The following is a 20,543-nucleotide window of genomic DNA, read 5'->3' as shown; positions in this document are numbered from 1 at the left end:
TTCGTCCGGCCGGAGGGGCCGGGCGAACTGGTTCCGCGCAGGCACTGCGCGCTGCTTCGGCCCCGTCCGACCTAGGACGGCCACGCCAGACGGAACAGCGCGCCCCCGCCGGGGGCGTGTTCCGCCGTCAGTTCCGCGCCGTGGGCCCGGGCGATCTGCCGGGCCATGGCCAGGCCCAGGCCGGAGCCGGGCAGTGCGCGGGCCCGTTCGGCGCGGTAGAAGCGGTCGAAGACGTGCGGCAGGTCCTCCGGGGCGATGCCGGGGCCGTGGTCGCGGACGGCGAGGCCGGTGGTGGTCAGGGAGACCTCGACGGCCGCCCCGGGCGGGCTGAACTTCGCCGCGTTGTCCAGCAGGTTGGTGACGAGCCGGGCGAGGCGGGCGGGCACACCGGGCAGGGTCGTCCCGGCCGCGTCGGGAGCGACGTCGTACGTGAAGACGATCGCGGGCCAGTGCTCGCGCGCCGCGTTCACGACGTGCTCGACCAGCGGAGCGACCCGCACCTCCTCCAGGAGCGGCCGCGGTTCCTCGTCGCGGGCCAGCTCGATCAGGTCGTTGACCAGGCCGGTGACTTCACGAAGCTGACGGCCGAGCGCGGCCGACGCCCGGTCCCGCTGCTCCGTCGTCAGGCGATCGGCACGGGCGAGGAGTTCCGCGTTCGTACGCAGTGACGTCAGTGGCGTACGCAGTTCGTGCGAGGCGTCGGCGACGAGACGGCGGCGGGCGGCGACGGACTCCTCCAGTTCGCCGAGCATGGTGTTGAACGCGGCCGCGAGCCGGGTGACCTCGTCCTCGCGCCGCCCCGGCGGCCCGGGTGGCAGCTCGATGCGATGCCGGGCGTCCCGGGTCGCCGCGATGCGCTCCGCCGTCGCCGTGAGCCGCGCGACGGGTGCGAGTCCCGTGCGGGAGACCCAGTAGCCGCCGAGCGCGGACAGGAGCACGCCCGCGCCGCCCACCACCGACAGGATCGCGGCCGTCTGCCGCACCCCGCGCTCGGCGATGTCGGCGCGCAGCGCGACCTGGACGGCCGCGCCCTTGCCGTAGGTGGTGGTGAGCATGCGCCCCGGCTTGCCGCCTGGCAGGGTGAAGTTCGAGTAGTACGGGGCCAGTTCGCCCGCCGCGACCTGGCGGGTGGAGCCGTTCACGGGCAGCAGGTACGGCTTCTTCGGGTCGTCGGCCGAGGCAGCGGGGACGACCTGCGAGCAGGCCGGAGCGCCCAGGAAGCGGCATTCGCCCGCGAGCACGCCGTAGCCCCGCTCCTCGGAGCGGTGCTGTTGTGCGGCCAGGGTCGCGGACTGGGCGAGATTCTGGTCAAGCTGTTGGTAGAGCTTGTAGCGCAGGACGAAGAACGACGCCGTGCAGACGCAGATCGCGACCAGCGCCACCGCGGCGGACGCCGCCACCGCGAGACGGGTGCGCAGCGGACGGCGGCGGCGCCAGCGGGCCCCAAGGGCGCGGCGGCCACGACCGCGTCGGGGGGCGTGGGGCGCGTGGGGCGCGCTCACGGCGAACCGAGCCGGTAGCCGACGCCGTGCACCGTGTGCACGAGCCGCGCCTCGCCCTCGGCCTCCAGCTTGCGGCGCAGATAACCGACGTACACCGCCAGGGAGTTGGAGTCGGGCCCGAAGTCCCGGCCCCACACCGCCTCGTGGATCAGCTCGCGCGGCAGTACCTGCCCGGAGTTCCGGAGCAGCAGTTCCAGGAGCGTGGCCTCGGTGCGGCTGAACTCGATGCGGCGCCCGGCGCGCGCACCGGTGCGGGTCCGGGTGTCGAGCGTCAGATCGCCGTACGACAGCGCGTCGCCGTCGGTCTCCCGGCCGCCCGGTCCCGCCGGGTCGGGGGCGGCGCGGCGCAGCAGCGCCCGGACCCGCGCCACCAGCTCGTCCAGGGCGAACGGCTTGACCAGGTAGTCGTCGGCGCCCGCGTCCAGGCCGTCGACGCGGTCGCTCACCGAGTCCAGGGCCGTCAGGACGAGCACCGGGGTGCGGTCGCCCGCCGCGCGCAGCCTGCGGCACACGGCCAGACCGTCGAGCACGGGCATCTTCACGTCCAGGACCAGGAGGTCCGGCTCCCACCTGGCCACCGCGGTCAGCGCGCGGTGGCCGTCGGCGGCGCCGCGCACATGGTGACCCTCGATGCTCAGCGCGTCCTCGACGGCGGCGCGCACCTCGGGGTCGTCGTCGACGACGAGGACCCTGGATGGGTGCGCCGGGTGCGCGGGCGGCGGCGTCATGCGGCGACACCCGGGGCGGGCCGGGTCCCGGGAAATGCGCACCTCGTGCGGCTCAGGAAGGAACTCATGCACCAAAGGTGCCAAACCCGGCTCTTAAAACCCTCTTAGGACGGGTCGCGAAGCTCCGGCGTCATGAGAACTCCCGTCACTCCCGCCGCGGCCCGCGCCGCGGCGACCCACACGTACAGGCCGCTGTCCGTCGTGATCGGCGCGGGCGGCACCGGCGGCCACATCTACCCGGGCCTCGCCCTCGCCGACGCCCTGCGCCGGGCCGTGCCGGACGCGGTGATCTCCTTCGTGGGCACCGAGCGCGGCCTGGAGACCCGGCTCATCCCCGACGCCGGGTACCGGCTGCACACCGTCGACATGATCCCCTTCGACCCGTCCCTCGGCGCCCGCCGCTATCTGCTGCCCGCCGCCCTGGTGAAGTCCGGCGCCCAGTGCCGGGCCATCCTGCGCGACCAGGGCGCGCAGGTCGCCGTCGGCATGGGCGGCTACCCGAGCGCCCCCGTCATCGTCGGCGCCCGCATGGCCGGGCTGCCCAGTCTCATCCACGAGTCCAACGCGGTGCCGGGGCGCGCCAACCGCTTCGCCGCCCGCCTCACCCCGCACATCGCCGTCGCCTTCGACCGCAGCCGCGCCCATCTGCCCGGCGGCGACCGCGCCACCACCACCGGCATGCCCATCGCCGCCGCCCTCGCCGCCCTCGACCGGGACGCGCTGCGCGCCGAGGCCCGGCGTGCCTTCGGGGTGCCCGAAGGGGCGCGCCTCGTGCTCTTCAACGGCGGCAGCCTCGGCGCCGCCCGGCTCACCGAGGCGGCGCTCGGGCTCGCCACGCGCTGGCGGTGGCGCGGTGACGTATCCCTGCTGATCAAGACCGGTCCGGCCGCGCTCGACGAGACGCGGCGGCGGCTCGCGTACGAAGGCGGGGATGCGGTCGCCCACGCCGTGCCCTACCTCGACCGGATGGACCTCGCCTACGCCGCCGCCGACCTCGTCGTCTGCCGCGCGGGCTCCGCCACCGTCGCCGAACTCGCCGCCACCGGCGTGCCCGCCGTCCTCGTGCCCTACCCGCACGCCCCCGGCGACCACCAGACCCACAACGCGCGGGTGCTCTCCGACGCGGGCGCCGGGCTGCTCCTGCCCGACGCCGAGACCACCGCCGACCGGCTCGCCGCGCTCCTCGAACCGCTGCTCGCCGAGCCCGCGCGGCTCGCCGCCATGAGCGGCGCCGCGGATCCCGGGCCCCACGCCCGCGCCGCCGACCTGCTCGCCGAGCGGGTCCTGCACCTCACCCACCACACCGACCACCTGGAGTACGCGGCATGAACGCCCCTTCCCCTTCCTCCTCCCCGAACGACCTCGCCCCGTCCGCCCCCTTTTCTTGGCAGGGCCGCACCGTCCTCGTCACCGGCGCCGAAGGCTTCATCGGCTCCACGCTCGTCGACCTGCTCCTCGAACGCGGCGCGCACGTCCGTGCCTTCGCGCACTACAAGCCGTACGGCGACAAGGGGCACCTCGCGCACCTCGCCGGGGACCCGCGTGTCGAGCTCGTCGCCGGTGACGTGCGCGACGCCGGGCGCGTCATGGACGCCGTCGACGGCTGCGACACCGTCTTCCACCTCGCCGCGCTCATCGGCATCCCGTACTCCTACGACTCTCCCGGCGCGTACGTGCAGACCAACGTCGTCGGTACGGAGAACATCGCCGAGGCCTGCCGTCGGCACTCCGTGCGCCGGCTCGTCCACACCTCCACCAGTGAGGTGTACGGGACCGCGCTGACCGTTCCCATCAGCGAGAGCCACCCCCTCCAGCCGCAGTCGCCGTACTCCGCCTCGAAGATCGGCGCCGACATGACCGTGCTGTCCCACTGGCACGCCTTCGAACTGCCCGTCGCCGTCGTACGGCCCTTCAACACCTACGGCCCGCGGCAGTCCGCCCGCGCCGTCATCCCCACGATCCTCGCCCAACTCCACGCCGGGGCCCGCGAGATCAAGCTGGGTTCGCTCACGCCCACGCGGGACTTCACCTACGTCACCGACACCGCGCGCGGGTTCCTCGCCGTGGCGGAGCACGACGCGGCCGTCGGCCAGGTGGTCAACCTCGGCGTGGGCCGGGAGATATCCATCGGGGACCTGGCCCAGGAACTCATCGCCGCCAGCGGCCGGGACGCCGTCGTCGTCACCGACCCCTCCCGCCTGCGGCCCGCGGGCAGCGAGGTGGAACGACTCGTGTCCGACAACTCCCGCGCCCGTGAACTCACCGGCTGGCAGCCCCTCGTCCCCCTCCGCGAGGGCCTCACCCGCACCTCGGCCTGGGTGGCCGACAACCTCGCCCTCTTCGCGGCCCACACGTACCAGGTCTAGGGGCTCGTCCTACGGGGCGCCGTCGTGGGCGGTCGCCGGGGCCCCCGGCTCGGGACCCGGGCCGGCGGCCGCCGAGAGGCCGCCGAGGACCAGCCAGGTGAAGCGGCGGGCCCACTCGGCGTCGACCGGTTCGGCGCTGACCAGGGCCCGGTGGACCACCGCGCCGGCGATCACGTCGAAGATGAGGTCGGCGGTGCGGGCCGCGGTGGCGGGGTCGGGTTCGACGGGGAGTTCGCCGCGGTCCTGGGCGCGGGCGCGGCCCGCGAGGACGAGGCGTTTCTGGCGGTCGACGATGGACGCGCGGATGCGTTCGCGCAGGGGCTCGTCGGTGGTGGACTCGGCGACGACCGCCATCAGCGCGGTCTTCGTCTCGGGGCGCCCGAGCAACGCGGCGAACTGCAGCACCACACCCTCGATGTCCGAGGCCAGGCTGCCGCTGTCGGGCAGCTCCAACTCGTCGAAGAGCTCGGCCACCGCGTCCACGACCAGCTCGCTCTTGCCCGCCCAGCGCCGGTAGAGCGTGGTCTTGGCGACCCCCGCCCGGGTGGCCACGTCGCCCAGGGTCAGCTTCGTCCAGCCGAGGTCGACCAGGGCCTGCCTGGTCGCTTCGAGGATGGCGGTGTCCGCCTCGGCGCTGCGGGGGCGGCCCCCGGCGCGCGTCGGCGGTGTGTTGCGGCTCTGCATGCCCGCGACCATACCGGCGAGTATGACCGCCCTGGCCAGCGCCGAGTGAGGCAGATCACGCGATGCCCGCTGCCGCGCCCCGTGTCCTGCAGTTACGCTACGAGCCGTAGCGAAAGCCGCGTTCGACGGCAGACCGCTGCGAGCGAGTCTCACCGCCCGTCGGGCGGCAACCACAGAGCGGGGTGGGGACCCCGCCGGATTCACGGTCCTCCTCGGGCCCGAAGGAACAGACGAATCGGTTCGGCCGACGGCACCGCAATCCGGCGGGGGGCCGCGATCGGGCCGGGGGGCGAAGCGACTTCCGCGGCGGGGTGGCGGCGGGAGTCGGGCGGGCGGGCACGGTTCCCGCGCGGCTTGGGGGAGGATGTACTCATGCAGCCACGGAACATGTCCATGAGCGGAGTCGTCGACCTCGCCGCGGTGAAGGCGGCCCAGGAGGCCAAGGCGAAGGCGGAGCAGGCGCGTGCCGAAGCGGCCCGGCAGGGTGGCACGGGCGCGGGCGCCGGGGTGTCTCCCGCGAGTCTCGTCATCGACGTCGACGAGGCGGGTTTCGAGCGGGACGTCCTGCAGCGCTCCACCGAAGTGCCGGTCGTCATCGACTTCTGGGCCGAGTGGTGCGAGCCGTGCAAGCAGCTCAGCCCGCTCCTGGAGCGCCTGACGCTGGAGTACAACGGCCGCTTCCTGCTCGCCAAGATCGACGTCGACGCGAACCAGATGCTGATGCAGCAGTTCGGGGTGCAGGGCATCCCGGCGGTCTTCGCGGTGGTGGCGGGCCAGGCCCTGCCGCTCTTCCAGGGCGCGGCCCCCGAGGCGCAGATCCGCCAGACCCTGGACCAGCTGATCCAGGTCGGCGAGGAGCGCTTCGGCCTGACCGGCCTGGTCGTCGACCCGAACGCCTCCGGCGACGAGCCGCAGGCCGCCCCCGCCGCCCCGGCCGGCCCCTATGACGCGCTGCTCGAAGCGGCCGTCCAGGCCCTGGACGCGGGCGACCTCGGCGGTGCCATCCAGGCGTACAAGAACGTGCTGAGCGACGACCCCGGCAACACCGAGGCCAAGCTCGGCCTCGCCCAGGCCGAACTGCTGCGCCGGGTGCAGGACCTGGACCCCGCCGTGGTCCGCAAGGACGCCGCGGAGAAGCCCGGTGACGCGGCGGCGCAGATCGCCGCGGCCGACCTGGACCTGGTCGGCGGCCATGTCGAGGACGCGTTCGGGCGCCTGGTGGAGACGGTCCGGCGCACCGCCGGTGAGGACCGGGAGGCGGCGCGGCTGCGGCTGCTCGAACTCTTCGAGGTCGTCGGCGCCGACGACCCGCGCGTGACGGCGTCGCGTACGGCGCTCGCCCGGGTGCTCTTCTGATCGCCGACTGATGTTCGCCGACTGACCGGTGGGCAGGGGCCCTTGGGCCCCGTCGGCCCCACCCCGGCAATCTGTCGGATTTGCCCCGGCCCGTTCGCTGACCTGTGGTTAAGCGTTCCGGGCCGTGGTGCGCAAGTGGAAAGTCTGTCGAGGCAGTGCCACAGTGGCCGCGTTTTACCGAATCTTGGTAAACGCGGCCACTGTTACTTGGAGTAAGAGCGGGGCAGTGATCTGTCCGCTTCTATTCGCCAATCGCCCGATATTTTGCGGCCGTTAGGGCCACCGTCTGTCGTTGACCGATGCCGGGCGGTGCCGGGTCGGTTATCCCGCCGTTACCAGCCAGTAACGAACCCCCTTGTGCGGACGCCGAGAATGCACCACGATCGGCCACGCTCGGTCCATTGCCCGCAGCCCGACAGCCAATCGGGAGACGGGAATTCTGGGTCCCCACCGGGCAGGCCGGCGGCACCGTCGCCGGTCTGGGACAGGGGGGTCTCTGCCGGTTCCGGCAGGGCCTGTCCAGCAAGGTTGTGCGTGATGCGTCAGGCGCGACCAGTGGTTGTCGCTCGGGGGTGATCGCCGGTGATCGAGGCGCGCAGCGCGCCCCTTTACGCGGGCGCTCTCCTTACCGAGGACGTAGCACTTCTCCCATCCCTGCCCGGCTGAGCCGCCCGAACGGGAGCAGTCAGGGCCGGAGATGTACGTCCGAGAAGGAGGAAAGTCATGGAGTCCGTGGCTCGTGGCGGAACCAGATGGAAGCGGTTCGCCGTGGTCATGGTGCCGAGCGTCGCGGCGACGGCCGCGATAGGCGTGGCCCTCTCGCAGGGTGCGCTCGCGGCATCGTTCAGTGTGTCCGGTCAGCAGTTCAAGGTGACCGCGGATCAGCTCGACGGTACGGGATTCGTCCAGTACGGCGGGATGGACAGCGGCAAGTCGGGTAACCACCCGGTCGCCGTCGTCGGCATGGAGTCGGCGAAGATCACCAACCTCTGCCAGTCCGTGGTCGTCCCGGTTCCGGTCTTCGGCGATGTGTCGATGGTCCTCAAGGCCGGTGGCAAGGGCAGCCCGAGGGTCGAGGCGAAGAAGCTCTACATCGACGCCGACGACCTGAAGGCCAACGCGACCTTCACCAATGTCGACATCGGTGTCTCGATCGACCGTACGACGAAGGGCCCGGGTCCGGCCAAGGGCGACAGGTACGTCCCGGACTCGTTCGCGCAGCAGGCCGACAAGGTCCGCTTCACCGATGTGAAGCAGCGCGCGTGGGCGACCACGGCAGGCACCTTCAAGCTCTCTGGCCTCGGCATGTCGGTCAAGAAGGGCAAGCACGAGTGCTACTGAGGCGGTAGCGGCCTCGGTCACCTCAGTCTCATCCGCTTCGTCTTGACCGACGCCGTCGTTGAGGCCGTTGTCGAGGCCAATGCTGTCCTGAACCGCACTTGTCGCGCTGAAACGGCCGGGCGCGGGGGCGCCGTAACTCACTTCAACCAGCCGTCCCCGTGCCCGAATCCGCACATACAGAACCAAACGCCATACCCGAGGAGCTGTACGACATGAGCGCCGAAGCGCAAGTGGGCCTTGGCAACAGGCTTGGCCGGATGCGCCAATCGTTCCGAGGGTGGCGCGGTCAGCGCCCGTTCTGGGGTGGACTGCTGACACTGCTCGGCGGCATCCCGATCATGTACTTCCCCTATGCGAACCTCACCCTGGGCACGATGACCATCCGGATGGCGACCACCGCCGGTGCCGGATCGCTGATCATCGGTGTGCTGTTGGTCGTGCTCGGCCTGACCATGTGGTTCCAGCCGATGTCCCGCGTGTTCGCGGGCGTCGCGGCGATTCTGCTCGCCCTGGTCTCCCTGGTGGTGTCCAACTTCGGCGGCTTCGTCATGGGCTTCCTGCTCGCCCTCATCGGCGGTGCGCTCGGCGTCTCCTGGATGCCGACCAAGCCCGAGAAGCGCTCCAGGCGGCGCGCCCAGGCGCCCGACGCCGGGGGATTCGGCGACGGGGCTCCGGAGCCCGCGGCCGCGGGGGCCGCGCACGGAGCCGTGCCGGAGGCGGGCGGTGCGACCGATGACTTCTCAGGAACGAGCCCGGACAACGGGACGAACGGGAGGAACCGTGCCGGCTGACGAGGCGCGCCGCGGGACTGATGCGGACACGTCCCGTGTGAGAACGGGGCCGCGGCACGCGGCCCCCAAGAAGCCGCTCCTGACCCGGCTGCATGTGCCCGCCGGGAAGGCGATAGCCCTCGCGGCCATGCCCACCGCCGTACTGATGGGCATGGGCCTGACCCCCCAGCTCGCCCAGGCGAAGCCGGGCGTGCCCAAGAACCCCTTCCGGGACGGCCCTTGCGTCACGGCGCCGGACGAGCAGTCCAAGGAAGCCGAGCAGGACGCCAAGGACGAGCAGGACGCCAAGGAGAAGGCCGCGAAGGAGGCCGAGGAGAAGGCCGAGGCCGCCCGCAAGAAGGCCGACGAGGCCAAGGACAAGGCCGACGGCGAGGACGGCGACGGCTCCTCGGACGACTCCGGTACGTCGAGGCCCTCGGGCGGCGACGCGGACGAGGGCGCCTCCGGGTCCGGGCCGTCCGGTGACGCCGACTCCGGCAAGGACTCCGACGCCGACTCCGGCAAGGGGTCCGGGGACAGCGGCAAGGACGACGAGGACGCGGCCGACGAGCCGGACCCCGCCAAGCCCGAGAACCCGCTGGACCCGCTGGGCCTCGGCGACGCCATCAAGGACATCCTCACGCCCGAGGAGAAGAGGGCCGCCGAGGAGAAGGCGGAGAAGGCGGAGAACGACGAGTCGGGCGACGGGAAGTCCTCGGGCTCCTCGGACGACGACGCCACGGACTCCGACGGCAGGGACAGCAGGGACGGCAAGGAGTCCGACCGGGCCGCCAAGCCCGTCGAGGACACCCTCGGCAAGGCGAAGGACGGCCTGAAGGACACCTCCGACAAGGCCGAGGACCGCCTGAAGGACGCCGCCGAGAAGGCCGACGACATCGCGGAGAAGGCCGAGAAGGCGGCGGAGAAGGCCAAGGACAAGGCCGAGGACGGGGACGACCCGGAGGAGTCCAAGGACCCGATGGCGCCGGACGAGGACGGCAAGAAGCCGTTCCCGTGCGTGGTGGAGAAGAAGGTCGACGGTGACGACGAGCAGTCGCCCGCGCCGATTCCGAACCAGCCGTGGCACCTGGAGGCCAGCTCGCTGCTCCTGAAGGGCGCGGACTACAAGGGCGTCGTGAACCTGAAGATGCCCGACGGCCGCACCAAGCAGGCGCTGAAGTACATCATCAGCGGCGGCACGGACATCGGCGACCTGCACCAGATCGTCGAGAGCCCGAACGGCAAGAAGTACCACGTCCAGGCCGCCAAGGGTTCCACGTCCACGATCCGGGGCGGTGACACGACGATGTACACCGAGCGGATCTCCGGCAACCTCTTCGGTCTGATCCCGATCACGTTCGACCCGGAGCACCCGCCGCCGCTCAACCTGCCGCTGATCTACTTCACCAACGTGAAGGTCCAGCAGGCGGGCCAGTTCGGCGGCGAACTGACCATCCCCGGCCTGCACCAGTCGATCACCGACTGAGCACCGGGTCCCGTTCCGGGAGCCGCGGCACGTCGAACACCGAGGGCGCCCCCTTGCGCAGGGGGCGCCCTCGATGCTTTTCAGGTACTCACGGGAGTGCCGGGGCACTCCCGGGAGACAACGGGTCCCGGTCCGGATCTGGTCGGGGGCCGGACCGGGGACCCGTGGCTCAGTCGCGGTCGCCGCCACCCAGGTGGTGGACGCGGACCATGTTGGTGGTGCCGGGGATGCCGGGGGGCGAACCGGCCGTGATGACCATGGTGTCGCCGTCGTTGTAGCGCTGGAGCTTGAGCACCTCGGCGTCGACCAGCTCGACCATGGCGTCCGTGTTGTCCACGTGCGGCACGACGTACGCCTCCACGCCCCAGCTCAGGGCGAGCTGGTTGCGGGTGCTGGTGTCGGTGGTGAAGGCCAGGATCGGCTGGGCCGCGCGGTAGCGGGACAGGCGGCGGGCGGTGTCACCGGACTTGGTGAAGGCGACCAGGGCCTTGCCGTCGAGGAAGTCGGCGATCTCGCAGGCCGCGCGGGCCACCGAACCGCCCTGCGTGCGCGGCTTCTTGCCGGGGACCAGCGGCTGCAGGCCCTTGGAGAGGAGCTCCTCCTCCGCCGCCGTGACGATCTTCGACATGGTCTTGACCGTCTCGATCGGGTACGCGCCCACGCTGGACTCGGCCGACAGCATCACCGCGTCCGCGCCGTCCAGGATGGCGTTCGCGACGTCGGACGCCTCGGCGCGCGTGGGGCGGGAGTTGGTGATCATCGACTCCATCATCTGGGTCGCGACGATCACCGGCTTGGCGTTGCGGCGGCACATCTCCACGAGGCGCTTCTGCACCATCGGGACCTTCTCCAGCGGATACTCGACCGCCAGGTCGCCGCGCGCCACCATGACGGCGTCGAAGGCCGCGACGACGCCCTCCATGTTCGCCACCGCCTGCGGCTTCTCCACCTTGGCGATGACGGGGACCCGGCGGCCCTCCTCGTCCATCACCTTGTGGACGTCCTTGACGTCGTCGGCGTCGCGGACGAAGGACAGCGCGACCATGTCGCAGCCCATCTTCAGCGCGAACCGCAGGTCCTCGATGTCCTTCTCGGACAGGGCGGGGACGTTCACGGCCGCGCCGGGCAGGTTGATGCCCTTGTGGTCGGAGATGACGCCGCCCTCGACGACGATCGTCTTCACGCGCGGCCCGGCGACCTCGACGACGCGCAGCTCGACGTTGCCGTCGTTGATGAGGACCTGATCGCCCTTGGAGACGTCGCCGGGCAGACCCTTGTAGGTCGTGCCGCAGATCGACTTGTCGCCGGGCACGTCCTCGGTGGTGATGGTGAACTCGTCACCGCGCACCAGCTCGACGGGGCCCTCGGCGAAGGTCTCCAGACGGATCTTCGGGCCCTGCAGGTCGGCGAGGACGCCGATCGCGCGGCCCGTGCGCTCCGCCGCGGCCCGGACGCGGTCGTACCGGCCCTGGTGCTCGGCGTGCGTGCCGTGGCTGAAGTTGAAGCGGGCCACGTTCATTCCGGCTTCGATCAGCGAAACGAGCTGATCTTCGGAGTCGACGGCGGGGCCCAGCGTGCAAACGATTTTGGAACGGCGCATGGGGGCGATCCTATCGGTTTGTTTCGCTTCGGAATATTCCATCTGGCGGAAGATACAAATGGGCGGGTCGGCGCTCAGTTGCTTACACGGCGGAGCGGCATATCAATGCCGCCCGACCAGTGCATAAGTCTGCGCGGCGATTTCCAGTTCCTCGTCGGTCGGCACGACGGCGACCTTCACCCGGGCGTACTCGGGCGAGATCAGCCGCGGCTCGTCGCTCCGTACGGAGTTCAGCTCGCCGTCCACCGCGAGGCCGAGCTCCTCGAGGCCCTCGACGGCGGCCGCGCGCACCGGCGCCGCGTTCTCGCCGACACCCGCCGTGAACGCGATCGCGTCCACCCGGCCGAGAACCGCGTAATAGGCGCCGATGTACTTCTTCAGCCGGTGAATGTAGATGTCGAAGGCGAGCCGGGCCTGTTCGTCGCCCTCGTCGATGCGGCGGCGGATCTCCCGCATGTCGTTGTCGCCGCACAGACCGATAAGGCCGCTCTTCTTGTTGAGAAGAGTGTCGATCTCGTCGATGGACAGCCCGCCGACGCGCGCCAAATGGAAGATGACGGCCGGGTCCAGATCTCCCGACCGCGTGCCCATCACGAGCCCTTCGAGGGGCGTCAGACCCATGGAGGTGTCCACGCACCGGCCGCCGCGCACGGCGGACGCGGACGCGCCGTTGCCGAGGTGCAGCACGATCACGTTCACGTCCTCGGGGGCCTTGCCGAGCAGTTCCGCGGTCGTCCGCGACACATACGCGTGCGAGGTGCCGTGGAAGCCGTAGCGGCGCACGCGGTGCTCGTCGGCGGTGGCCACGTCGATGGCGTAGCGGGCCGCGGCCTCCGGCATCGTCGTGTGGAAGGCGGTGTCGAAGACGGCGACCTGGGGCAGGTCGGGGCGCAGCGCCTGGGCGGTGCGGATGCCGGTGAGGTTGGCCGGGTTGTGCAGCGGGGCCACCGGGATCAGGCGCTCGATCTCGGCGAGCACGGCGTCGTCGACGACCGTCGGCTCGGTGAAGTGCTTGCCGCCGTGCACGACGCGGTGGCCGATCGCGGCCAGCTCCGGCGAGTCCAGGCCGAGCCCGTCGGCGGCCAGCTCCGCGGCGACGGCCTTCAGGGCGGCCTCGTGGTCGGCGATCGGGCCGGTGCGCTCGCGCTCGGAGCCGTCGCCCGTCAGCGGGGTGTGCTTGAGCCGGGAGGTCTCCTCGCCGATGCGCTCGACGAGGCCCACGGCCAGACGGCTGCTGTCCGCCATGTCGAGCAGCTGGTACTTCACCGACGACGAGCCGGAGTTGAGGACGAGGACACGGGACGCGCTCACTGGGGGATTGCCTTCTCGGTGGGGGACTGGGGCGTGGAGGACTGGGACTGGATGGCCGTGATGGCGACCGTGTTGACGATGTCCTGGACGAGCGCGCCGCGGGACAGGTCGTTCACGGGCTTGCGCAGGCCCTGGAGCACCGGGCCGACGGCGATCGCGCCGGCCGAGCGCTGCACGGCCTTGTACGTGTTGTTGCCGGTGTTCAGGTCGGGGAAGATCAGCACGCTGGCCTGGCCCGCCACGTCGGAGCCCGGCAGCTTGGTGGCCGCGACCGACGGCTCGACGGCCGCGTCGTACTGGATCGGGCCCTCGATCTTCAGGTCCGGGCGCCGGCCGCGTACCAGCTCGGTGGCCTCGCGGACCTTGTCGACGTCGGCGCCCGAGCCGGAGGTGCCGGTGGAGTACGACAGCATCGCGATGCGCGGCTCGACGCCGAACTGGTCGGCGGTGGCGGCCGACTGCACGGCGATGTCCGCGAGCTGGACGGCGTTGGGGTCCGGGTTGACCGCGCAGTCGCCGTACACGAGGACCTTGTCGGCCAGGCACATGAAGAAGACGGACGACACGATCGACGCTCCCCCGGCCTCCGGCCGGGAGGTGCCCCCAGGCTTGGTCTTGATGATCTCGAAGGCGGGGCGGATCGTCGCCGCCGTGGAGTGCACGGAGCCGGACACCATGCCGTCGGCCATGCCGCTCTGCACCATCAGCGTGCCGAAGTAGTTCACGTCCGCCACGACGTCGTACGCCAGCTCGACCGTCACGCCCTTGTGGGCGCGAAGCCGCGCGTACTCCTCGGCGAAGCCCTGCCGCAGCTCGGAGGCCTGGGGGTCGATGAGCTGCGAGTCGGCGAGGTCGACGCCGAGGTCGGCGGCCTTCTTGCGGATGGTCTCCACCGGGCCGAGCAGGGTCAGGTCGCACACGCCCCGGCGCAGCAGCACGTCGGCCGCGCGCAGGACGCGCTCCTCGGTGCCCTCCGGCAGCACGACCCGGCGGCGGTCGGCGCGGGCCCGCTCCAGGAGCTTGTGCTCGAACATCATCGGCGTGAGGCGGTCGCTGCCGAAGACGGAGAGGCGCTTGAGCAGGTCGGCGGTGTCGGTGTACCGCTCGAAGAGACCGAGCGCGGTCTCCGCCTTGCGCGGCGTCGCCGCGTTCAGCTTGCCCTCCAGGGCGAACAACTCGGCGGCCGTCGGGAACGAGCCGCCCTCGACGGCGACCACGGGCGTGCCCGGCGCGAGCCGGTCGGCCAGGCGCAGGATCTCCGGGCCCGGCTGCTCGTTCAGGGTCAGCAGGACGCCCGCGATGGGCGGGGTGCCCGCGCTGTGCGCGGCGAGCGCGCCGACGACCAGGTCGGCGCGGTCGCCGGGGGTCACGACCAGGCAGCCCGGGGTCAGGGCGTTCAGGAAGTTCGGCAGCATGGCGCCGCCGAAGACGAAGTCGAGGGCGTCGCGGGCCAGGCCCGAGTCGTCGCCGAGGAGTACCTTGCCGCCGAGGGCGTGCGTGATCTGCGCGACGGTCGGCGCGGCCAGGGCGGGCTCGTCCGGCAGGACGTAGCAGGGCACCGGGAGGCGGGCGGCGAGGCGCTCGTGTATCTCGTCGCGGTCGGCGGGGGCGACCCGGTTGGTGACCATCGCGAGGACGTCGCAGCCGAGGCTGTCGTAGGCGCGGTAGGCGTTGCGGGTCTCGGCGCGCACCGACTCGGCGGTCTGGTCCTTGCCGCCGACCACGGGCAGGACCGAGGCGCCGAACTCGTTCGCGAGCCGGGCGTTCAGCGCCAGCTCGTCGGGGAGCTGGGTGGCGGCGAAGTCGGTGCCGAGGACCAGGACCACGTCGTAGGCGCGGGCGACGGCGTGAAAACGGTCGACGAGCTGGGAGACCAGCTCGTCGGTGCCCTTCTCGGCCTGCAGCGCGGACGCCTCGTGGTAGTCCATGCCGTACACGGACGCGGGGTCCTGCGCGAGCCGGTAGCGGGCGCGCAGCAGTTCGAAGAGGCGGTCGGGTCCGTCGTGGACGAGCGGGCGGAAGACGCCCACGCGGTCGACCTGGCGGGTCAGGAGCTCCATGACTCCCAGCTCGACGACCTGGCGGCCGTCGCCCCGGTCGATCCCGGTCACGTACACGCTGCGCGTCACGCGTGCTCTCCGTTTCGTCGCTGTCATCGCTGTCTTGGCTGGTGAGGCGGGGGAGGGCAGCTCCGGCAGCGCCGGAAATACACCCGATATTGTTGGCTGTGCCCTCTTGACAATACCTCTGCGGCTGGCTAAGTCGCAGAGCGGACGACGGGCGGCGGCCCCGCCAGGGCCATGGAACAATCGGATCGGCTCACAAGTACCAGCAGCGAGCAGGAGACACAGCGCGATGCGTATCGGAATTCTCACCGCGGGCGGCGACTGCCCGGGCCTCAACGCAGTGATCCGGTCGGTCGTGCACCGAGCGGTCACGAACTACGGCGACGAGGTCATCGGCTTCGAGGACGGATACGCGGGCCTGCTGGACGGCCGCTACCGCACCCTCGACCTGAACGCGGTCAGCGGCATCCTCTCCCGCGGCGGCACCATCCTCGGCTCCTCCCGCCTGGAGCGTGACCGCTTCCGCGCCGCCTGCGACAACGCCAAGGAACTCATCGAGAAGAGCGGCTTCGACGCGCTCATCCCGATCGGCGGCGAGGGCACCCTGACGGCCGCGAAGATGCTGTCGGACGCGGGCGTCCCGGTAGTCGGCGTCCCGAAGACCATCGACAACGACATCTCCTCCACGGACCGCACCTTCGGCTTCGACACCGCCGTCGGCGTCGCCACCGAGGCGATGGACCGCCTGAAGACCACCGCCGAGTCCCACCAGCGCGTCATGGTCGTCGAGGTCATGGGCCGGCACGCGGGCTGGATCGCCCTGGAGTCCGGCATGGCCGGCGGCGCCCACGGCATCTGCCTGCCCGAGCGGCCCTTCGACCCGGCTGACCTGGTCAAGATGGTCGAGGAGCGGTTCGCGCGCGGCAAGAAGTTCGCCGTGATCTGCGTCGCCGAGGGCGCGCACCCCGCCGACGGCACCATGAACTACGGCAAGGGCGCCATCGACCAGTTCGGCCACGAGCGCTTCCAGGGCATCGGCACGGCCCTCGCCTTCGAGCTGGAGAGCCGCCTCGGCAAGGAGGCCAAGCCGGTCATCCTCGGCCACGTCCAGCGCGGCGGCACCCCCACCGCGTACGACCGCGTCCTCGCCACCCGCTTCGGCTGGCACGCCGTCGAGGCCGTGCACCGCGGCGACTTCGGCCGCATGACGGCGCTGCGCGGCACGGACATCGTGATGGCGCCGCTCGCCGAGGCGGTCACCGAGCTGAAGACGGTACCGAAGGACCGGATGGACGAGGCGGAGTCGGTCTTCTAGGAGGCCCGGACTTTCCGGAGGCCCGGTCTTCCAGGCAGCCGTCAGGCCGCCGTGTCCGGTACCAGCGGCCAGAAGTGGTCCAGGATCCGGTCCAGGAAGTCGCGGCCCGCGTGGCCCGACGCGTCGGCGCTCGCGCCGCTGCCCCAGCTCAGGGTGCGGACCATGCGGGACTGGTAGTCCTCGTGGAGCTTGCGCAGGGGGCCCTCGATGTCGCGCTTGTCCACGGCGAGCAGCTTGCTGACCGGGCGTACGTAGCCCTGCCAGCGGGTCGTCACCGCGCTGCGCAGCAGTTCCGCCAGGTCGTCGGCGCGGCCCGTGACCGTGACGAAGTCGGGCAGGGGGAGGCGCAGCGTGCGGCTCAGGGCGGCGGACTGGCGGTCGGTGCCGCGCCACTGGTTGGTCTCCTCCATGCGCAGGTACGCCTGGATCTCCACGCCCGCCCCGCGCGCCACGTCCTCCGGGGCGAGGCCGCGGGCGAGGCGGTGCTCCCGCAGCGTCGTGGCCGCGCCCATCAGCTCGCCCGGTGAGCACCACAGCGTCGCGGCGAGCGCGGCCAGCTCGGCGGCGTTCGGCGCGGCGAGCCCGCGCTCCCAGGCCGTGACGGTGTCCGGCGTGACGTGGGCGAGGCCGTAGCTCGCCCGCATGCCGTACGCGACGTGGCCCGGCGCCATCCCCAGTGCTTCACGGAGGCGGCGCGCTGCGGGGAAGTTGAACGGAGGCGTGGGCTGGCTCGGTTGCACGGGCACACGGTATGGCCGTACGGGGGTGGCGACTACGGTCTGTTCACACAGGGCTGCGGCTCGTACGAAAGTACGGCGGGTGGGCGCCCTCTCCGTGCTCCGAGCGCCCCTCTTTGTGGCGGAATCACCCCTTGACCGCCCCGCCCAACGCGAACCCCCCGCCCAGCTTCCGTGCCACCAGGACGTACAGCAGGATCACGGGCGTCGAGTAGATGAGGGAGAACGCCGCCAGTTGGCCGTAGACGATGGCGCCCTTGGAGCCGAAGAAGTCGTTGATGCTGACCGCCGCCGGCATCTGCTCGGGGGACAGGAGCAGCATGAAGGGGACGAAGAAGTTGCCCCACATCATGACGAAGGAGAAGACCGTCACGACGGCCACGCCGGGGCCCATCAGGGGCAGGACGATGCGGATCAGGGACTGGAAGGGGGATGCGCCGTCCGTCCAGGCGGCCTCCTCCAGCTCCTTGGGGACGCCGTCCATGAAGTTCTTCATCAGCCAGATGGCGAAGGGGAGTTGGGACGCGGCGAAGAAGAAGATCGTGCCCTGCATGGTGTCGATGAGGTCGACGCGGACGAACAGCGCGTACACCGGGACCATGATCGCGGTGATGGGCAGGCTCGTGGCGAAGAGGATCGTGAGCATGAAGGGGCGGTTCAGGCGGGACTTGTAGCGGGACAGCGGGTACGCGGCGAGGGCCGCGCTGATCACGGTCAGGAGGGTGCCGCCGCCGCACAGCAGCAGGCTGTTGAGCATCGGCGTGAACGTGATCTCGTCGGTGAGGACCGCGTCGAAGTTGTCGAGCGTGATGCCGTCGGGGGCCTTCATGCCCACGTCGGCCTTGGGGTCGAGGGCGGAGAGGAGCACCCAGGCGAGTGGCACCGCGAAGGTCGCGGCGACGGTCAACAGGCCGATGTTCGCGGCCAGTTCGCGGCTTCTCGTGCGGCGCGCGGACGGTGTGGACGACACTCAGACCTCCGTGCGCAGCAGGCGCATGTAGATGAGTGAGAACAGGGATCCGACCAGGAGGAGGAGCAGGGCCACGGCCGTTCCGTAGCCGATCATGCTCTTCTGGAAGGCCTGCTCGTACATGAACAGCGGGAGGGTCTGGCTGCGGTTTCCCGGACCGCCGCGCGTCATCACCCAGATGAGGCCGAAGACCGACAGGGTCTGCAGGGTGTTGAGCATCAGGTTCGTGCCGATGGAGCGGCGGATCATGGGGAGCGTGATGTGCCACATGCGCCGCCAGCCGCTCGCGCCGTCGACCTCCGCGGCCTCGGTGATCTCCTTGGGGATCTCGTTGAGGGCGGCGGAGTACACGAGCATCGAGAAGGCCGTGCCACGCCAGACGTTGGCGAACGACACCGCGAGGATCGGCAGGGTGTAGAGCCAGTTCTGGGACGGCAGGTGCAGGAAGTCCAGGACCGCGTTGAGGGTGCCGTCGCGGCGGAAGAAGGCGTAGAGGAGGAAGCCCGCGACCACCTCCGGCAGCACCCACGCCGTGACGACGACCGCCCCGGTGATCGTGCGGACCGTCTTGGACGCCCGCTGCATCAGGGCCGCGAGGGCCAGGCCCAGGGTGTTCTGGCCGACGATCGACGACAGGAACGTGAAGACAAGCGTCAGCCAGACCGCGTTGATGAAGTCCTCGTCGTCGAACGCCGTCCGGAAGTTCTCGAAGCCGACGAACGACTCGTGGGCCTGGCCGGTGAGCTGGAGGTCCGTGAAGGCGATGTACGCGCAGTAGCCGATCGGGCCCGCGAGGAAGAGCAGCAGCAGGACGACCGCGGGCGACACCGGCAGGGCCCGGGCCAGCGAGCGGGCGAGCCGCCGGTGGCCCGGGGGAGCCGTCACTTCTCGATCACCTTGCCGTCGGTGGCCGACTCGACCTCGTCGTCATAGCCGCTCGCCGCCTTGTCCACCGAGCCGTCCCCCGTCGTGACCTGCTCCATGGCCTCCTGCATCGCCGTCGACACCTTCGGGTACGCCGGGAACGCCGGGCGGTAGTGCGTGGACGCGACCAGGTCGGTGAAGAACTTGATGCCGGGCTGCGCCTTGATGTACGCCGGGTCCTTCGCGACGTCCTCGCGCACCGAGATGCCGGAGTTCGCGATGTACCACTTCTTGGCGTTCTCCTTGGTCTGCATCGTCTCGATGAACTTGAACGCCAGGTCGGCGTTGTCCGCCTTCGACGGGATCGCCCACGTCCAGCCGCCGGACATGCTGACCTTGCCGGGTGCCTGGCCGTGCTGCGTGGGCATCGCCGCGAGCCCCAACTCCTTGGACCACTGCGGCCATTCGTGCCCCGAGCCCGGCAGCCAGTCCTGCGGCAGCCAGGAGCCGTCGAGGTTGATGCCGAGCTTGCCCTTGGGCAGGAACTCGCCGCGCACCCGCGTGGCCATGTTCGGGTCGAGGGCGTCCTCGACGTCCGGGCCGAGCTTCTCCTTGTAGACGGTCTCCACGAACTTCAGGGAGTCCTTGAAGCCCTGGCCGCCCACCACCCACTTCTTCGCCTTCGGGTCGTACAGCGGGTTCTCGCCCGTGCCGTACAGGAGCATCTCCATGCCCTGCATGGACGAGGTCTCACCGCCCGGCTTGCCGGTGTACACGTTCAGCGGGACGACGTCCGGCACCTTCTCCTTGATGGTGCGGGCCGCGTCCAGGATCTCGTCCCAGGTCTTCGGCTGCCAGTTCGCGGGCAGGCCCGCCTTCTCGAAGATGTCCTTGTCGAACCAGAGGCCGCGCGTGTCCGTGCCGTCCGGCACGCCGTACGTCTTGCCGTCCTCCGCCTTCGCCGCCGCCTTGGCCGTGTCGATGAACTTCGGCCACTCCTTCCACTTGTCCAGATACGGGTCGAGCGGCTTCAGGTACCCGCTGGTGATGTCGGAGTTGATGAGGAAGGTGTCCTCGTAGACCAGGTCGGGGGCGGTCTTCGGCGAGCGCAGCATCTGCTGCACCTTCGTGTAGTACTCGGCGTCCGGCGCCTTGATCGGCACCAGTTTCACCTTCTTGCCGGGGTTCGCCTTCTCGAACTGCTTCTTCATCGACTCCAGGTAGTCGTCCATCACCCGGATCTTGTTGTCCATGGACTGCTTGTACGAGACCTTCACGGTGTCCGGGTCGTCGCCGGAGCCGCCGCCGCACGCGGTCAGGGTGGAGGCGGCGAGCACGGCTGCCAGGAGCAGAGGGGCGGGGGCGGTGGGGCGCACGGGCACGACCTCCTACGGTCCGACGCGGCCGCGCCGCGGCGCGGGGGTGCTGCCGCGCGGGGCTGCTGCCG

General features: G+C 71.0%; 17 protein-coding genes. 7 read left to right on the top strand and 10 right to left on the bottom strand.

Annotation, left to right across the window (positions count from 1 at the left end; all coding sequences use genetic code 11):
- Window positions 1-71: 71 nt before the first annotated feature.
- Both ACZ6BG_RS08815 and ACZ6BG_RS08810 read right to left on the bottom strand, forming a co-directional pair.
- Window positions 72-1,400: a sensor histidine kinase gene (locus ACZ6BG_RS08815; protein WP_468998783.1), complete on the bottom strand. Its 1,329-nt coding sequence runs from the start codon at window positions 1,398-1,400 to the stop codon at window positions 72-74.
- A gap of 98 nt (window positions 1,401-1,498) precedes the next feature.
- Entirely contained in the window at window positions 1,499-2,230 is a 732-nt protein-coding gene (locus ACZ6BG_RS08810) for a response regulator transcription factor (protein WP_468998781.1), read from the bottom strand.
- A gap of 132 nt (window positions 2,231-2,362) precedes the next feature.
- On the opposite strand from ACZ6BG_RS08810, the gene ACZ6BG_RS08805 reads away from it, so the two are divergent.
- Both ACZ6BG_RS08805 and ACZ6BG_RS08800 read left to right on the top strand, forming a co-directional pair.
- The gene (locus ACZ6BG_RS08805; protein WP_468998780.1) at window positions 2,363-3,559 is read left to right on the top strand and encodes a UDP-N-acetylglucosamine--N-acetylmuramyl-(pentapeptide) pyrophosphoryl-undecaprenol N-acetylglucosamine transferase; all 1,197 of its coding nucleotides are present in this window, start codon (window positions 2,363-2,365) and stop codon (window positions 3,557-3,559) included.
- Window positions 3,556-4,596 carry a GDP-mannose 4,6-dehydratase gene (locus ACZ6BG_RS08800; protein WP_468998778.1) on the top strand — a complete coding sequence of 347 codons (1,041 nt, stop codon included), beginning with the start codon at window positions 3,556-3,558 and terminating at the stop codon, window positions 4,594-4,596. Before ACZ6BG_RS08805 ends, ACZ6BG_RS08800 begins: the two co-directional genes overlap by 4 nt.
- A gap of 9 nt (window positions 4,597-4,605) precedes the next feature.
- Here ACZ6BG_RS08800 and ACZ6BG_RS08795 read toward each other — a convergent pair whose 3' ends face one another.
- On the bottom strand, window positions 4,606-5,280 hold the full coding sequence (locus ACZ6BG_RS08795; RefSeq protein WP_468998776.1) for a TetR/AcrR family transcriptional regulator: 675 nt from the start codon (window positions 5,278-5,280) through the stop codon (window positions 4,606-4,608).
- A gap of 372 nt (window positions 5,281-5,652) precedes the next feature.
- On the opposite strand from ACZ6BG_RS08795, the gene ACZ6BG_RS08790 reads away from it, so the two are divergent.
- The 4 genes from ACZ6BG_RS08790 to ACZ6BG_RS08775 all read left to right on the top strand — a co-directional run bounded on the left by ACZ6BG_RS08790 (window position 5,653) and on the right by ACZ6BG_RS08775 (window position 10,233).
- The gene (locus ACZ6BG_RS08790) at window positions 5,653-6,636 is read left to right on the top strand and encodes a tetratricopeptide repeat protein (protein WP_468998774.1); all 984 of its coding nucleotides are present in this window, start codon (window positions 5,653-5,655) and stop codon (window positions 6,634-6,636) included.
- Between the two features lie 723 nt (window positions 6,637-7,359).
- The gene (locus ACZ6BG_RS08785; RefSeq protein ID WP_468998772.1) at window positions 7,360-7,977 is read left to right on the top strand and encodes a DUF6230 family protein; all 618 of its coding nucleotides are present in this window, start codon (window positions 7,360-7,362) and stop codon (window positions 7,975-7,977) included.
- A gap of 212 nt (window positions 7,978-8,189) precedes the next feature.
- Complete coding sequence (locus tag ACZ6BG_RS08780; RefSeq protein WP_468998770.1) at window positions 8,190-8,768, top strand: DUF6114 domain-containing protein; 579 nt, start codon at window positions 8,190-8,192, stop codon at window positions 8,766-8,768.
- A complete protein-coding gene (locus ACZ6BG_RS08775; protein ID WP_468998766.1) occupies window positions 8,758-10,233 on the top strand; it encodes a hypothetical protein in 1,476 nt (491 codons plus the stop codon). Before ACZ6BG_RS08780 ends, ACZ6BG_RS08775 begins: the two co-directional genes overlap by 11 nt.
- Window positions 10,234-10,402: 169 nt before the next feature.
- Here ACZ6BG_RS08775 and pyk read toward each other — a convergent pair whose 3' ends face one another.
- The 3 genes from pyk to pta form a co-directional block, all read right to left on the bottom strand.
- Window positions 10,403-11,833 carry a pyruvate kinase gene (gene pyk, locus ACZ6BG_RS08770; protein WP_468998763.1) on the bottom strand — a complete coding sequence of 477 codons (1,431 nt, stop codon included), beginning with the start codon at window positions 11,831-11,833 and terminating at the stop codon, window positions 10,403-10,405.
- 102 nt (window positions 11,834-11,935) lie between these two features.
- Entirely contained in the window at window positions 11,936-13,144 is a 1,209-nt protein-coding gene (locus ACZ6BG_RS08765; RefSeq protein ID WP_468998761.1) for an acetate kinase, read from the bottom strand.
- A complete protein-coding gene (pta, locus tag ACZ6BG_RS08760; RefSeq protein ID WP_468998759.1) occupies window positions 13,141-15,273 on the bottom strand; it encodes a phosphate acetyltransferase in 2,133 nt (710 codons plus the stop codon). The genes ACZ6BG_RS08765 and pta overlap by 4 nt, the downstream gene beginning before the upstream one ends.
- Before the next feature lie 226 nt (window positions 15,274-15,499).
- Between pta and ACZ6BG_RS08755 the strand changes: the two genes are divergently transcribed.
- Complete coding sequence (locus ACZ6BG_RS08755) at window positions 15,500-16,525, top strand: ATP-dependent 6-phosphofructokinase (protein ID WP_468998757.1); 1,026 nt, start codon at window positions 15,500-15,502, stop codon at window positions 16,523-16,525.
- A gap of 41 nt (window positions 16,526-16,566) precedes the next feature.
- Here the strand turns inward: ACZ6BG_RS08755 and ACZ6BG_RS08750 are convergent, their stop codons facing one another.
- The 4 genes from ACZ6BG_RS08750 to ACZ6BG_RS08735 form a co-directional block, all read right to left on the bottom strand.
- The gene (locus ACZ6BG_RS08750; RefSeq protein ID WP_469000151.1) at window positions 16,567-17,196 is read right to left on the bottom strand and encodes a helix-turn-helix domain-containing protein; all 630 of its coding nucleotides are present in this window, start codon (window positions 17,194-17,196) and stop codon (window positions 16,567-16,569) included.
- Window positions 17,197-17,389: 193 nt separating this feature from the next.
- On the bottom strand, window positions 17,390-18,232 hold the full coding sequence (locus ACZ6BG_RS08745; protein ID WP_468998755.1) for a carbohydrate ABC transporter permease: 843 nt from the start codon (window positions 18,230-18,232) through the stop codon (window positions 17,390-17,392).
- Window positions 18,233-19,117: a carbohydrate ABC transporter permease gene (locus ACZ6BG_RS08740; RefSeq protein ID WP_468998752.1), complete on the bottom strand. Its 885-nt coding sequence runs from the start codon at window positions 19,115-19,117 to the stop codon at window positions 18,233-18,235.
- A complete protein-coding gene (locus ACZ6BG_RS08735; protein WP_468998749.1) occupies window positions 19,114-20,478 on the bottom strand; it encodes an extracellular solute-binding protein in 1,365 nt (454 codons plus the stop codon). Before ACZ6BG_RS08735 ends, ACZ6BG_RS08740 begins: the two co-directional genes overlap by 4 nt.
- Window positions 20,479-20,543 lie beyond the last annotated feature (65 nt).

It is taken from the genome of Streptomyces sp. NPDC041205 (assembly GCF_055591765.1).
Note: the sequence above shows the minus strand (reverse complement) of the source record. Positions and strands in the feature narration are given on the sequence as shown.